A 14,255-nucleotide genomic window follows, 5' to 3' on the forward strand; every position below is an offset into this window, starting at 1 on the left:
GATCGCTCGCCTCGTCGTGCACCGTCGCAGGGACGTCACCGAGGGCGTCGATCTCAGCCGAGGTGACTCACGAATACAGCCCCTGATCTGCGCTTCCGCAGGTCAGGGGCTGTTTCACTGTTGGGCGATACTGGGTTTGAACCAGTGACCTCTTCCGTGTCAGCGACTTTCGCACCGTCCTTGGCCGTCCGCCGGCATCCGTCTGAGCACAACCACTCCCCCGCAGTCCCCCGACGTCCGCCCGAATCCGCGTTCGTTGTCACTCACTTAGTCACTCACCGCCGATACCTCGCCCGGCGCCCTTAGCCATGAGACCACCTGCGTCGACTACCAGTCCCCAGGGCACCTTCGCGGATCGGGACCGCACGCCGCCCGGACATGGCGCGCCGTCGACCCGCGTCTTCCCGCCGCTTTCGCAGCGTCCTGACCTGCCGACGACGGCCGGAAGGGCCCGCCCTGGATGCCGTTCGAGTGGTCGTTTCTATCGAGCGTGACGGCCTGCTTGGCTACGGACCTCGAGTTGTGCACCATGCTCTCAAACCCAGCGATGCCGCGATGATCGCGAGGTGTCTGGCTGCACGTCGCACTTCTCTGGTGGGCTCAGCCAATGATGTCTCCAACCCGACCCGACCCGGTTGACGAATGCTTCACCGTCGATAATAGTTAGGTCCGTGCCTAAGTATTATGACGAGCTGGACGCCGTGATCCGCGCTCTCGCGGATCCGACGCGTCGGGCAGTCGTGGAACGGTTGGCCAAGTCCCCCGCCGTCGTGTCCGAACTCGCGGCACCGTTCTCGATGGCGTTGCCCTCGCTCATGCAGCACCTGCGCGTCCTGGAGAACGCCGGACTGGTCACCTCGCAGAAGCACGGACGCATCCGCACCGTGAGCCTGCGACCGGGCGCCCTCGACGTCCTTCACTTGTGGCTGGGCCAGCAACGAACTCCCGCAGAGCACCAGGCCGACCGGCTCGGCATTCACCTGACCCGCAGCACCGCGAAGGAGACCTGACATGACCCGCGTCCGTATCAACCTGTTCGTCTCGCTGGACGGCTACACCTGTGCCACCGATCACGCGCCCGACGATCCGATGGGTGAGGACTGGGGGCGCCTCACGGCGGCCTGGGCGGCGACGCGCACGTTCCACGAGCGAATCCTCGGCGACAGCACCGGCATTGGCACGACCGGCATCGACGACTCCTACGCCGCCGCGCACTCCGACGACATCGGCGCCGAGATCATGGGCGCAGCCATGTTCGGCCTGCACACGTTCCCCGACGATCCCGACTGGAAGGGGTGGTGGGGTGACCAGCCCCCGTTCGGCACCCCGGTCTACGTCCTCACCCACACAGCACCGCGCCCGTCGATCCCGATGGCGGGCGGAACGACGTTCCACTTCCGCAACGCAGCGATCAAGGACGTGCTCGCCGAGGCAACCGAGGCTGCCGGCGGGCAGGACGTGCGCATCGGAGGCGGGGTCGGCACCGCGCGCGACTTCTTGCACGCCGGCCTGGTCGACGACCTGCACCTCATGGTCGCCCCGATCGTCCTCGGCCGGGGCAATCGGCTTTGGGACGACCTGCCGAGCCTCGACCTCACCCACAGGGTGACGACGGAAGTGGCCGAGAGCGGCACGATCCACGTCGCCTTCACGCGATAGGACGAACACATGACGATCGAACGCCGGCTCGCCCGCGCCGGGTTCACCCTGACCCGCGACTACCCCGCTCCCCTCGAGCGCGTCTGGGACGCGTTCGCCGAGGAGGACCAGAAGCTGGGCTGGTGGGGTGCCGGGGACGCCATCGAGTCCGGCGAGTGGACGTTCGACTTCCGCGTCGGCGGACGCGATGTCGCCGAGGGAAAGTTTCACGACGGTCCCGTCTCGCGCTACGAGGCCACCTACACCGACATCGTCGAGCATGTCCGCATCGTCACGACGTACGACATGTGGCAGGACGGGGTCCACATGTCCACGTCGGTGGCGTCGTTGGAGTTCGAGCCGATCGACGAGGGCACCCGATATACGCACGTCGAGCACGGCATTTTCTTCGACCAGTTCTGGGCCGACGGGCCGGGCCGCGAAGAAGGCAGCCGTGGCCTGCTCAAGGCCCTAGGCAACTACCTTGCGTAACCCGCGCGACTGGGCGGTAGCAGAGCAAGCAGCCCGGGCCGACACCCTGGCGCGCGTTAGCCGAGAAGTGCGACCTCCTTTGGCCAGGGCCTGCTCGACTTCTCCATCGACGAGGTTGAGGAACCGATCGACCAGCGCCCGCCGGTATCCACACGGTGCCTCGTATCGCCGCCTGTCGACCATCTGGGGCGGCGCCTCGCAGGCGCCCCTCGGTCAACCGAACTTTGCCGCCGCGACAAGGTACGTTCCGACCCAACGCTGAAGGTGGTCGAGGATCCGTGTCATGGCTTCAATCGTGCGGTCATGACCCAACCTGGGCTACCCGACAGATCTGCACCACCTGGCTGAGAAGGTGGCGGTGTCCGTCGCGGCACTCGAGCGCGACGAACCGACACGCCTTTGCCTGCGCCCACCTGCCCGAGTGAACGCCGCCGACCTGCTGCAGCATCAGACGCGTCGAAGCCCCTGTCCGGCCGAGCGTCATCCGGGCTCTTGACGGAACGATGAGTGCCGAACGTAGGCAAGGACCTAGGGCAGCGGATCGCTCAGGGCCGTTGGCGACTCGGCTGAGGGTCGGCCAGGTCAATCGCAGGCTTTGCTGCCATACGGGCACTCTCGGCCTCCTGAGCGTCGCGCCTCCTCGCCAGGATACGGCGTCCACGGCGAGCCGCCCACACGGCACACTCGGAGGATGCAGACGTTCCTGCCGTACGCCGACTTTGAGCGCTCGGCGCGCGCTTTGGACCACAAGCGGCTCGGCAAGCAGCGCGTGGAGACGATCCAGGTGATACGTGCGCTGACTAGGCCTGGCTACGGATGGGCCAACCACCCCGCAGTGCTCATGTGGAGAGGATTCGAGGAAGCGCTTGGCCGGTATGGCTTCACCTGCTGCCAAGCATGGGCCGAGCTCGGCTTCGGCGACACCTGCGCCCTCACCATCGCGACGGACCTACGCGCAGCCGGCGTCGACACTGTTCGCACGCAGCCAGAACTTGCCGCCGCCGAAGCGATGCCCCCATGGCTCGGGGATGAGGCGGTACACCGCAGCCACCAGTCCGCGCTCGTGCGCAAGGCCCCCGAGCACTACCGACCGCTCTTCCCAGACATCCCCGATGACCTGCCATACGTGTGGCCGGTTCGATCCCTGAGGGTCATTGCCGCGGAACAGCGCAGAGCCGACAACGAAATGCGGCGACAGCAACGGGTAGTCGAGCAAGAGCGACTCGAGGCCGAACGACTGCGCCGCATGCGCAGCCGGGCCGCCAAGAAGGCCTGGCAGACACGGCGGCAGAACAATGCTCCTCCGACTCGCGCTCGGTCCGAGCCTGACAAGGACGGATGACACCCATGGCTACCCGCCCGCCTCGCTCGGTGAGCCGAGCAGCACCCATAGGCGATCACTACGGGCTATGGGTAAGAGCCAGCCAGAAAAGGGACAGTCGAAGAAGTTCGGCCTTGGCACGAAGGCTTCGGAGTGGCGACCGGCGCCGCGCAGGACGACAGCTGGGAGCAACCGATGCACGTGGGAGACGACGCGACCGTGCGGTCGGTCACTGACGTGCTCGCGCATATCAAAGAACCCGCCGATCGCGTCGGCAACCTGAGCACGTACCCGTGTCTCGCGACCCGCATACCGGGGGTACCGAGGACCGGCTGAGACGCCGCGATCCGGCGGCCGTGAACACAACGGGTGGTCCTGATGAAGGTCCGCACCCGGATTGTCACTGTCCTGGTCGGCACGCTGCAGGTCATCGGGTGCCCTACCTCACCCACGGCCCTGCTCCGATCACCGGGCTAGTCGAGCCAATGCCATCCTGCGCGCCGGAGATTTGCCGATAAGTCTTTCTGACCAGACCCTCACCGCTTCGGGTACATCTTGCTCACCGCCGGCTCCTTGTCCGCCTCACGCGCGTGCCAAAGATGGCCAAATTTCGGTCCGCCCCTTATGTGCTGGCACGTGTCTGCACCGTCCTCACGAGGCTGGCACCCGACGGGCCGCGCGATAGGACGGTTCCCGCAGCGCTGAGACGACGGAATACCGAGGGGTGCCCGGCAAGGTATGCAGGACGGGGTCGTACCGACGCCGGTCGTGCGAATTCTCCTGAGCGACGCCTGTGAGGCTGGTGCCTCGGAGCCGTTGAAGGGCTGTCGTGCTCATCCGGCCGGGCACACCGCGTCGCGGTAGTGCCCCTGCTCATCCCCTGCTGAGTGGGGGCGTTCACGTCTACGGCAGGCCAGAGGCGGCGGCACGGCCGGGCCTTCGTAACGGTCACGTATCGGCCGTCACTTCGCGGTGGCACCGGACCAAAGTCACTTTTTCATCCGTCATGCGCAGACATACTGTGCCCATGAGCGACGAGAAGCAGGACGAGTTGGTGTCGCAGCGGCGCTTCGAGGAACTCAGCGCCAGAGTGAATGCCAACCGCGCGGACATCGAGGCCTTGCGAACGAGGGTCGACGTGGACCAGGAGCTGATCGCCGCCATCGACGCCCAGGCAGCGTTGGGTCTGGAGCGCGCTTCTCAGTTGCAGGTCGCCCTGCGTACGTCGCGAAAGATCGGTGCCGCGATGGGCATCATCATGGCCGAGCGCAAGTTGGGCGAGACCGACGCCTTCGCGGTTCTGTGCAAGGCCAGCCAAGACACGAACCGGAAGCTTCGCGACATCGCCGAGGCAGTTGTCGAGACGGGCGACGCGAGCGGGCTGCCGCAGCTGTAGGAGGTCGGCTCGCATCGCAGCCGTCCAACAGGGCCGTCGGCGTTTAGGTGCTCGGCTCTGGGTAGATCTTCAACCGTGGCACGGCCTCGCCGTGGGGCGTGAATGGGGGGCCACGGCAGGGCAAACGCTACCCATGTCGCCACGACGTCGGACGAAGAGCCCGGCCGGGGCTGGGTGCACCGGCCGGGTTCTCTCGTCGATCACGTGGCGCGGACGTCACCCGTGCGAGCGGCTTGACGGCGCAGCATCAGGCCAGCAGCGATCATGGCGGCACCGAGGAAGAAGTGCAGCCAGTCGTCCGCGGAGTTGACAGGCACGAAGTTGGCGGAGGACTCCTTGTCGATGAACAGACCGTAGAGCCACAGCACCAGGTATATGGCGCCCCCGCCGACGAGGTAGGTGAAGGCAGTGCGAGCCCTCTTCGCCATCACCAGACCAGCGACACCGAACGCAAGGTGCACGAGGTTGTGCAGCACCGACACCTGGAAGATGCCGAGCAGCTTGGCCTGGGAGTGATGGTCGGCGAACGCGAGTTGGTCGTAGTTGGTGGTGATGCCTGGGACGAATCCGAGGATCCCCACGAGAAGGAACACGGCGCCAACGAGGGCCGCCACGCGCTGAATTGTGGTCCGAGCGCCCGTCCCCGTGTCAGTGTCGAGTGTTCGGTTGGTGCTCATCAATCCTCCGTCTCATGCTCCGCGGCCATCGCGAGGCAACTTCTATCTGCCCCTTCCACGACCCGCCCAAACAATCGCCGTTCGGCGACGGCGCGGTCGGGCACGCGAACGCAGTCGACTCCGCATGGGAGAGGCTTGGCCCAGCCGAGGAGCCGGACAGACCACTACCGATGACGCATGCCATGCGCAGAGCACTCGCGCATGGTCATGCGAGTGCGGATCAAGGTGTGTCTTTTCGCCGCTCTTGCATCAACTCTCGCTAGAGCGAAGCCGACCCGGACGTGAGGAGCCGGCGCTCTCGTGAGCATGACGAGTCTTGGCTCCGGCGTGTGCATCACGCATGGCCTGATGGCTCCGGAGGATCTCGTGGAGCTCCTTTGCCCGGGCCGCGCTGATGTCACCGACGTTGCAGTAACGGAGCCAAGCATCCGCGGCGGCGACCCCCTTGACGACGTGGACCTCGTCCACAACCGTCCAGTCGTTCTCCAGTTGTCGCGCGCCGGGTCCCCAGATCATCAGCACCGCGTCGACAGGTACGTCCCTGACTCCTTGGGAGCGAAAGATCGATCGCACAGACCTGGCACTCGCGCGGGCACCATCCATCGCAGCCTCGCGATAGTGATCCGTCGCCCACTGCCGGCCAGCACCCACGAACTTGGTCTCGATCGCCAGCACCGCGCGGGGACTGACCGCGACGTGATCGATGTTGCGCTTCTCCATCGGGACGTCGTCCAGGAACGGCCAGCCGAACTCGCGACTGGCAAGGACCTCCCGCGTGAAGGACTCGCCCCACTCCCCCATCGTCACCGGATACGTCCGGATCAACGACGTCACGAACACCATCCACGCCCAGCTCGTTACCAGCGCCCCGGCGAAGGCCCCTCGAACCATGGTCGGCCCGACCGGCAGCACGACCACTACCAAGGCGGCACCCAGCATCCAGGCGGCCGCCGCCGCGATGTTGCGCCGACTACTCCATAGCTCGGCCCGCCCCAGCTCCCACCGGCGCCGCTGCTCGAACGTCTTCCTCCCCCGCCTCAACACCCCCACAGTCTGCGGCAGCCAGACATCGACCACGGCCCGAATGCGCTCAACCCACGGAAGAGGTCATCAGTGAGTCAACCCAAGGCCCACGGCCCGGGACCGAGTACCCACGCATGGCCAGGGATCGCCACGGACCCCGATGGACGACCGCTCCGAGTGAGCGCGAGGGACTTAGTCACTCAGTTAGTCACTCACCCGCACGGAAGAGGTCAGAATCGGCCCTCCGCAGCTGGCAACGAAACAGCCCCTGACCGATGTTTCCGCAGGTCAGGGGCTGTTTCGTACTGGTGGGCGATACTGGGTTTGAACCAGTGACCTCTTCCGTGTCAAGCATTCTCATGCCGTGCGTCACTGTTCGTCGACGTCCTGCTGCGCACGAACCAGTACCCCGATGTTCCTCGACATCCGGTCTAGCACGCCGGCGTTGTCAAGCAGTTAGTCAAGCAGACGTTATGCGACTGTCACGGGAACCGGGGGTCGGCCGGGGCGCGACCTTGGGTGGTTTCGTGCTGACGCGTCCGTGCCCGTCGCCACCCCAGACACGTTGCGATCTTTCGTTCCGCCGACCCGGACGAGCTAAACGGCCAGTCGATAGCCAGGCCCCTCCTCTGCACCTCCAAGGTGCTCAGCCTTCTCTTGATCGGAGCGCAGTGAAGGAGGGTATGCGGTCGTGCTCAATATGGGTGTAGGCGAGTGCCTCAGCCAGGCGCTCGTTGCCCGAGCGAATCGCATCAGTCAGATGCACGTGATCGTTGAACGCCTCGTCGGCATCGAGCTGCGAGGTCAGGTAGAACAGCCAGAGGGCTCGTTCCGAGACTGACCGCATCAACGTGGCCATCAGGTCGTTACCCGCCAGCTGAACGATTGCCTCGTGGTAGCGGGTGCTGGCCTCCGCGATCTTGTAGGGGTCACCCTCGTGCACGACATCTTGAGCTAATTGCAGTGCCGCATCCAGTGGCTCTGTCGACGCCCCGGCAGCGACCCGTGCGGCGGCGTAGCGCGCAGCCCCGACTTCGAGGCTCAGCCGCAGGTCGAACAGGTCGTTCACCCGCTTGGCGTCCCACGTGGCCACCACGGCACCTCTGCGGGGAGACGTCTCCACAAAGCCATGCATCTCCAGCTGCGGAACTGCCTCCCGGAGTGGAACCCGGGAGACTTCGAGCTCTTCGGCAAGGCGTTGCTCGATCAGACGCGAACCTTGCGGGTAGGTCCCGAGGATGATTCCTTCGCGCAGCGCCAAGTAGACCTGCCGCGCCAACGAGTCCTTCTGAGCAACCTCGACCAGTTCCCGTTCCTGGGTGGCCATGTGACTCCTTCATTTGGGTACGTGCGGCACTCGTGCGGTGACCCGATCTCGCCTGGGGGGCCAGCAGTCAGTCTGCTGGCCCCCGCTGTCGCGGGCGTGTCTACTTCTTGATGGACAGCATGCTGAAGTTGAGCTCATTGGCGCCAATATTCTGGGACTCCGGCACGCCTGTGAGCCACTTCTGCGCCACCACCCAGTCCTTGTTGTAGGACAGGTTCATCCAGCAACCCGTGGCTGAGTACGTCTGGGCGGCCTTGGCGAACAGCGCCTTGTCGCCGGTCTTTAGCGCGGCGTTGAGGTCGGCGTCCGTGGACGGGTCGTCGCACTTGAAGTAGTTGATGCCTCCGGTCTTGTCCCAGAATACGTGGCCCCACATGTACGGGCTGCCTCCGTCAGGTCCGTTGTTGCCGTCGAAGAAGACGTCTGGGCCCTTGGTGGGGTCGTTGGGCCAGTTGAAGACCTGCGACGTCGGATAGCTCTGAGCGCTGGCCTTGATCCCGAGGGCCTGCAACTGCGCAGCCACGATGTTGGCCATCTGCTGAGCGTTGACATTGTCAGAAGCATGTCCGATCACCATTGCCGTCCCGGCGGGCAAGCTTTTCGCATACTTGCTCAGCACGGACGGGTCGTACGTGATGTTCTGCTTGTCTGACCCGTCGTCGATCATTCCCTTGGCGTAGATCGTCGTCGCGGGCGTCGACCGGGCGCCCAGCACCTGTTCGACGAGCTGCTTCTGGTTGATGGATTGGAGGAATGCGGTCCGGGCCTCCTGCTTGGCGAAGAAGTCCTTGCTGGGGTTCATGAAGATCATCGCGGACTGGATGGTCGGCAGGAAGTAGCTGGCAACGGTCTGGCTGTCTTGGTACTTCTTCAGGCTCGAGGACGGCAGGTTTGCCACGCTGACGGATACGTCGCCGTTGTCGATTGCCAGTTGCAGCGACGACACGTCGTCGTAGACCGGCATGTTGATGGTCTTGAACGGCGAGATCGTCCCCCAGTAGTCCTTGTACTGGCTCAGGACGTACTTCGATCCCACCTGCACGTCACTCAACTCGTAGGGGCCTGTGCCAAGGTCGTGGGTGGACAGGTACGTCTGGGCGTTGTCCGAGCCCGCGTTCTTCTTCACACCGTCGGGCGAGACCATCTTCGGGCCGAAGGGGGATGCCAGATAGTCCAGGAAGGCGGAGTTCGAGGACTTGAGCTCGACGACGGCCGTGGCTGCGTCGGGGGTCTTAACCGACGCGACATCCTCGACCATGTAAGCAGCGCCACCCTTGACCGCCGCGCGGCGGGCGAAGGACGAGCGGACAGCGTCCGAGGTGAACGGGGTGCCGTCGTGGAAGGTGACGCCCTTGCGCAACTTGAAGGTATAGGTCTTGAAGTCCGGTGAAACGGTCCAGGACTCAGCCAGACGCGGCGCGACCTCTACCTTGTCGAGGTTGTTCTTGTACTGCACCAAACCTTCGTAGACGTTGAGGATGATGGCACAGCCATTGTTGGCGTAGTACACATCGGGGTCAGGTGGCTGTCCGATGTCACCCAGCAGTCCAACCGTCAACACGCCGTCGGTAGGGGCCGCCTTACCGCCCGCGGACCCCTGGGAGCTGGTCTTGCCAGCACAGCCGGCGACTGCGAGCAGAGGAAGGATGGCGACGGCGACCAACGCCTTCAGAGCCCTCTTCCCACCTAGTTGATTCATCACGCGCTACTCCTTAGTTGTGATCCGGCAGACTTCTTGTGTTCAAGCTGGGGGCACGCGCGCCCTTTCGGGGCAGCACGGCGGGTCATAGGTTCAAGCGTGGGTCGGCGGCCGCCTGAAGGAGATCTACCAGCGCGTTGGCGATGATGTAGATCGTGCCGAGGACAAGCGTGACCGCGGCGATGGCCGGGAAGTCTGATACCGGAATGCTCCGAGCCAGGTAGTTCCCGATGCCGGGCCAACTGAAGATCTGCTCGACGACGACCACGCCCGCAAACATGAAGCCGAGTTGCAGGCCGGCCATCGACAGCGCTGGTCCGATCGAGTTACGAACTACGTGGCCTCCCAGAACCGCCCCTTCGCTGAGGCCCTTGGCACGCGCGGTGCGGACGTGGTCGGCATTCATCGTGGTCTCTAGGCTCGCGCGCAGGATGCGTCCGATGGCGATGGCCGGGGCGATCGCCAGGGCAAGGGCGGGCAGAACCAGGTGCTGAAGGGCTGTCGCCCACTGCGCTACGTCTCCATGGAGGAGACTGTCGATCATCAGGAACCCGGTCGGGCCCGAGGCGTTGGCGCCGCGGTCGCCGCCCGGGAGCCAGCCGAGACGAGAGTAGAAGAGGACGATGCCGCCCAGGGCCAGGAGAAAGGACGGGCCGGTGGCCAGCACGAGCAGCAGGCCGCGTAGGACCGAGGTTCCCCACCACCGCAGTGCCCCCGATACGGCGAACAGAATGCCCAGCACAAGGGCGAACACGAACGCCACCGTCACCAGCTCGGCCGTCGCTGGCAGGAAGTCGCCTAGGTCGGAGACGACCGACCTGTGAGTGCGGAAGGAGACGCCAAGGTCACCGTGTAGGAGGCGTCCCAAGAAGTGCAGGTAGCGCAGGGGAAGTGGGCTGTTCAACCCGAGAGACTCCCGGGCCGCCGCAACGGCTTCCGGCGAGGCGTTCAGTCCGATGTAGGCCCTGACAGGGTCCCCGGGGGTGATCTCTTGGAGAAGGAAGATGATTGCTGACAGCACGAGGATGAGAACGAGGCTCGACCCTAGGCGACGCACGATGAACTTGAGCACGGTCGTCCCCTTATCGCTTTGAGTTCAGTAGTTGCCGGACGGCGTCCCCGCCCAGGTTGGCGATCAGGCTCATTAACAACACGGCAATGCCTGGAGTGATGGGAATCCACCACTGGGTCAGCAAGAGCTGCAGACTGCGGGCAGTGTCTGCTCCGAGCTCGGGGGCAGGGGCGGACTGGCCGAGCCCGAGGAATGACAGACCTGCCAGGAGCAGGATCACGTTCCCGATGTCCAGGCTGGCCGTCACCAGGGCCGTGGGCACGGCTCCGGGGACGATGTGTCGCAGCACCAAGCGACCGCGCCCGACACCGGCGAGCCGCGCCGCCTCCACATGCGGTCTCGATGCGAGGGACTTCACCTCGGCACGGATGATGCGGGCGTAGTAGGGCCACCAGACGATCATGATTCCGATCAGGGTGTTCTTGAGTCCGGGTCCGAGCGCAGCGACGATGGCGATGGCCACCAGAGCGCCGGGTAGCGCCAGAAACAGGTCGGTGAACCGCATCAGCAGGTTGTCGATCCAACCGCCACACACCCCTGCCGTGACGCCGATGGCACCGCCAATGACCAAGCCGGAGGCCACGACGACCAGTGAGGTGAACCAGCTGATTTGGATGCCCCACAGGGTTCGGCTGAGCAGGTCACGGCCGATCGAGTCGGTGCCGAGAAGGTGGTCGGGAGACCCTGGCGGCAAGTTGAGCATCCCCACCGGCTGGACTGGGTCGTAGGGCGAGAGGACGCGACCGAGAACGGCAACGATGGTGACGAGCAGAAGCAGTGAGGCGACAGCCATACTGGCCCGTGACCCCGAGGGGGTGCGAGACGTGAACGCCAGCACGCGCATTCGTGACGCAGGGATCTTCGCAACAGTCATGACGTCGTCACCTCGATCGTCGGGACCGAGGCAAGAAGAGAGCGCGTATAGGGGTGCTCCGGTCTCTCGATGACATCCGTCGCCGGTCCCATCTCGACGATCTGCCCTTGGGTCATCACGGCGATCTGGTCACCCATGAGGCGAGCTACCGACAGGTCGTGCGTCACGAAGATGACGGTCATCGCGAATGCGCTGCGCAGCTCACGGATGAGGTTGAGCACACTGGCCGCCAAGGAGGCGTCGAGGGCACTGGTCGGCTCGTCGCACAACAGCACGGACGGTGGGATGACGGTGGCACGAGCGAGGGCGACACGCTGCTTCTGGCCGCCGGACAGCTCGCTCGGGCGGGCGTTGGCAATACCAGCCGGGAGACCGATCGTGGTGAGCGCCAAGTCCAGCCGGCGCTGCACCTCAGCCGAACCCAGGCGCAGCGGGCGCAGGCGCTCACGGAGGAGTTCACCCACCGTCAACCAGGGCGTGAGAGATGAGCCGGCATCCTGGAAGACCATCTGCGCTCCCTTGTTGCCCACGTGCACGGCACCGGAGGTGGGGGGAATCAGTCCCGCCACCACGCGCAGCAGGGTGGACTTCCCCGACCCGCTCTCACCCACGATCGAGAGTGATTCGCCGGCTCCGACCGTCAGGTCGACGCCACGAAGGGCATGCACCTCCTCGCGGTGGCGCGCCCCGGACTTCAGGACGAACCGCACGTGCACGTCGTCGAGGCGTACCGACTCCCCTGCCTCCGAGAGCTGACGGCTCTCGGACCGCAGCACCGTATCGACGGGAGCCCGCGAGTGGGCAAGAGCCTGCACCTGAGCCACGGATCGCCAGCACGACCGTTCGTGCAGGAGCGTCGCATCGGCGCCCAAGGCGACGGGAGCTAGCGGCGGCTGTTCGCGCGAGCACTTTTCGTCGGCGAGGGGGCACCGCGAGTGGTAGGCGCAACCCAGCATGCGCTCGGCCGGGGTAGCCGTCTCCGGCTTCAAGGTCGTCAGTGGCAGGTTGCGTGGTGTCTCGAGGGAGAGCCGGGAACTCAGCAGCCCCACGGTGTACGGGTGCGTGGGACGTCGCAGCATCTCCGCGACGGGACCGAGCTCAGCCACCCGTCCGGCGTAGAGAACAGCGATGCGATCGGCAATCTGGGCAGCGACGGCGAGGTCGTGGGTGATCAGGACGACACTGCAGCCAAAGGTGTCACGGAGGTCGGCGAGCAGTTCCAGCACTTGGGCCTGCACCGTGACGTCCAGGGCGGTGGTGGGTTCGTCGGCGATGATCAAGGAGGGTCGCCCTGCTACAGCGATGGCCGTCATCACCCGCTGGCGCAGTCCGCCTGAGAGCTCGTGGGGGAATACCCGGAAACGTAGTTCGGGATCAGGGATCCCGACCGACGTCATCAGCTGGAGCGACGTTTCCCGGTCGTGGCTGACCTCACTGATCTGCGTGCCCACCCGCATGGTCGGATTGAGCGAGGTCATTGGATCCTGGAAGATCACACCTAGCTCGTGGCGGCGCAGGTCACGCAGCTCAGATGGCGCGCTGTTGAGGACGTCCACGCCCGCGATCTCAATCGAACCGTGCGTGCGCGGTCGGGACGCCTGGGGCAGCAGGCCCATCATGCTCAGCGCAAGCACGCTCTTGCCCGATCCGGACTCGCCCACCAGTCCTACGATCTCGCCGCGTCCGACGTCAAGGTCGACACCACGCAGCACCTCGCTGCGTGCACCGTCGCGTTCCAGGCTGACCGTGAGCCCACGGATGGAGGCAGCCAAACCCTCGGCGGGGTGCGTGTCGGGCCGGTCCCCGGTCGACCGCTTCGAGCGAACGTCAGCGAACTTCATCAGTCACGTCCATTCCGGTTGCTGCGGATCGTTCGTCAGCCATGACGCGGTAGATCTCACGCGGTTGGGTGAACCAGACTTGGTCTCCCCTGCCGGCGAGGTGCTCCAGCGCGCGAGCGAGCTGCCGAAGTCGGAACGGCGCGCCCGAGATGAACGAATGGATCACGATGCTCATGACCAGTCGCTGTTCCCCTGCAGCCAGCAGCAACTCCTCGAACTCGTCGATGATCATGTCCGCGAACTCGCGGGCGCCCACGTTGCGACCGATGATCGACGTGCTGTCGTTGAGCTCGAGGGCGTAAGGAATCGCCAGCAACGGAGCCGAGCGAGTGTTTAGCCAGACGGGCTGGTCGTCCAGGCGGAGGTCCAGCACGTACCGGTAGCCGCTCTCCCCCAGCAGGTCGAGCGTGTTGCTGGTCTGGGTCAGCCATGGGCTTGACCAGCCGAGGGGGGCTGCACCCTCCTCGTCATGGATCCGCGCAGCCACCTCCTTGAGGTACAGGAGCTCTTCGGGCTCGCTGAAGGAACCCAGAGAGTGTGAGTTGGACACTCCGTGGCCCACCACCTCGGCGCCGCTTCGACGCACGGCCTCGAGCAGCTGAGGCGCGCTGTCATAGAGCGCCGTGTTGAGCAGGACCGTAGGTGCGATGTCGAAGGTCTCCATGCGCCGTAGCAGCCTGAAGGCGCCCACGCGGTTGCCGTAGTCGCGCCAGCTGGCGTTCACCAGATCGGGCGCCGAGACTCCTTCAAGGAGGTCCTCGGTCTGGCCCTCTCCGAAGGTGTAGTGCTCCACGCCCATGGCCACGTAGACGGCGAGCTTCTTACCACCGGGCCAGGAGGCGGATGGGCGGTCCAGGATGGGTGAGTAGTCGTAACGCTCGTCAGGCCTTGGCAC

The 14,255-nt window shown here is 65.3% G+C and carries 13 protein-coding genes; 5 read left to right on the forward strand and 8 right to left on the reverse strand.

Annotation, left to right across the window (positions count from 1 at the left end; all coding sequences use genetic code 11):
• Window positions 1-671: 671 nt before the first annotated feature.
• The 5 genes from ASC58_RS10090 to ASC58_RS10115 all read left to right on the forward strand — a co-directional run bounded on the left by ASC58_RS10090 (window position 672) and on the right by ASC58_RS10115 (window position 4,847).
• Window positions 672-1,010, forward strand: coding sequence for a helix-turn-helix transcriptional regulator (locus ASC58_RS10090; protein WP_056919162.1), 339 nt, complete (start codon window positions 672-674; stop codon window positions 1,008-1,010).
• Window position 1,011: 1 nt separating this feature from the next.
• Window positions 1,012-1,659, forward strand: coding sequence for a dihydrofolate reductase family protein (locus tag ASC58_RS10095; RefSeq protein ID WP_056919163.1), 648 nt, complete (start codon window positions 1,012-1,014; stop codon window positions 1,657-1,659).
• Between the two features lie 9 nt (window positions 1,660-1,668).
• Window positions 1,669-2,130 carry an SRPBCC domain-containing protein gene (locus ASC58_RS10100; protein WP_056919164.1) on the forward strand — a complete coding sequence of 154 codons (462 nt, stop codon included), beginning with the start codon at window positions 1,669-1,671 and terminating at the stop codon, window positions 2,128-2,130.
• Between the two features lie 691 nt (window positions 2,131-2,821).
• The gene (locus tag ASC58_RS10105) at window positions 2,822-3,472 is read left to right on the forward strand and encodes an MSMEG_6728 family protein (RefSeq protein ID WP_200947774.1); all 651 of its coding nucleotides are present in this window, start codon (window positions 2,822-2,824) and stop codon (window positions 3,470-3,472) included.
• A 1,006-nt stretch (window positions 3,473-4,478) separates the two neighbouring features.
• Window positions 4,479-4,847 (forward strand): ANTAR domain-containing protein, encoded by a 369-nt coding sequence (locus tag ASC58_RS10115; RefSeq protein ID WP_056919166.1) that lies wholly within the window; start codon window positions 4,479-4,481, stop codon window positions 4,845-4,847.
• Between the two features lie 200 nt (window positions 4,848-5,047).
• Here the strand turns inward: ASC58_RS10115 and ASC58_RS10120 are convergent, their stop codons facing one another.
• The 8 genes from ASC58_RS10120 to ASC58_RS10155 all read right to left on the reverse strand — a co-directional run bounded on the left by ASC58_RS10120 (window position 5,048) and on the right by ASC58_RS10155 (window position 14,255).
• A complete protein-coding gene (locus ASC58_RS10120) occupies window positions 5,048-5,524 on the reverse strand; it encodes a DUF4383 domain-containing protein (protein ID WP_200947775.1) in 477 nt (158 codons plus the stop codon).
• Window positions 5,525-5,773: 249 nt separating this feature from the next.
• Window positions 5,774-6,601 (reverse strand): nuclease-related domain-containing protein, encoded by an 828-nt coding sequence (locus ASC58_RS10125; RefSeq protein ID WP_056919167.1) that lies wholly within the window; start codon window positions 6,599-6,601, stop codon window positions 5,774-5,776.
• 592 nt (window positions 6,602-7,193) lie between these two features.
• The gene (locus ASC58_RS10130) at window positions 7,194-7,874 is read right to left on the reverse strand and encodes a GntR family transcriptional regulator (protein ID WP_056914673.1); all 681 of its coding nucleotides are present in this window, start codon (window positions 7,872-7,874) and stop codon (window positions 7,194-7,196) included.
• Between the two features lie 100 nt (window positions 7,875-7,974).
• Entirely contained in the window at window positions 7,975-9,573 is a 1,599-nt protein-coding gene (locus tag ASC58_RS10135) for an ABC transporter substrate-binding protein (protein WP_056919287.1), read from the reverse strand.
• 85 nt (window positions 9,574-9,658) lie between these two features.
• Window positions 9,659-10,645 (reverse strand): ABC transporter permease, encoded by a 987-nt coding sequence (locus ASC58_RS10140; protein WP_056919168.1) that lies wholly within the window; start codon window positions 10,643-10,645, stop codon window positions 9,659-9,661.
• 10 nt (window positions 10,646-10,655) lie between these two features.
• Window positions 10,656-11,519, reverse strand: coding sequence for an ABC transporter permease (locus ASC58_RS10145; RefSeq protein WP_056919169.1), 864 nt, complete (start codon window positions 11,517-11,519; stop codon window positions 10,656-10,658).
• Window positions 11,516-13,360, reverse strand: coding sequence for an ABC transporter ATP-binding protein (locus ASC58_RS10150; RefSeq protein WP_056919170.1), 1,845 nt, complete (start codon window positions 13,358-13,360; stop codon window positions 11,516-11,518). Before ASC58_RS10150 ends, ASC58_RS10145 begins: the two co-directional genes overlap by 4 nt.
• A complete protein-coding gene (locus tag ASC58_RS10155) occupies window positions 13,347-14,255 on the reverse strand; it encodes a polysaccharide deacetylase family protein (protein ID WP_200947778.1) in 909 nt (302 codons plus the stop codon). The genes ASC58_RS10150 and ASC58_RS10155 overlap by 14 nt, the downstream gene beginning before the upstream one ends.

It is taken from the genome of Phycicoccus sp. Root101 (assembly GCF_001426245.1).
Taxonomy (GTDB): domain Bacteria; phylum Actinomycetota; class Actinomycetes; order Actinomycetales; family Dermatophilaceae; genus Pedococcus.

Excerpts from the sequence above, each read along its gene's own strand:
- ASC58_RS10105 (WP_200947774.1), top strand. The coding sequence starts at position 2,822 with ATGCAGACGTTCCTGCCGTACGCCGACTTTGAGCGCTCGGCGCGCGCT.
- ASC58_RS10135 (WP_056919287.1), bottom strand. The coding sequence starts at position 9,573 with ATGAATCAACTAGGTGGGAAGAGGGCTCTGAAGGCGTTGGTCGCCGTC.
- ASC58_RS10150 (WP_056919170.1), bottom strand. The coding sequence starts at position 13,360 with ATGAAGTTCGCTGACGTTCGCTCGAAGCGGTCGACCGGGGACCGGCCC.
- ASC58_RS10145 (WP_056919169.1), bottom strand. The coding sequence starts at position 11,519 with ATGACTGTTGCGAAGATCCCTGCGTCACGAATGCGCGTGCTGGCGTTC.
- ASC58_RS10120 (WP_200947775.1), bottom strand. The coding sequence starts at position 5,524 with ATGAGCACCAACCGAACACTCGACACTGACACGGGGACGGGCGCTCGG.
- ASC58_RS10095 (WP_056919163.1), top strand. The coding sequence starts at position 1,012 with ATGACCCGCGTCCGTATCAACCTGTTCGTCTCGCTGGACGGCTACACC.
- ASC58_RS10100 (WP_056919164.1), top strand. The coding sequence starts at position 1,669 with ATGACGATCGAACGCCGGCTCGCCCGCGCCGGGTTCACCCTGACCCGC.
- ASC58_RS10130 (WP_056914673.1), bottom strand. The coding sequence starts at position 7,874 with ATGGCCACCCAGGAACGGGAACTGGTCGAGGTTGCTCAGAAGGACTCG.
- ASC58_RS10115 (WP_056919166.1), top strand. The coding sequence starts at position 4,479 with ATGAGCGACGAGAAGCAGGACGAGTTGGTGTCGCAGCGGCGCTTCGAG.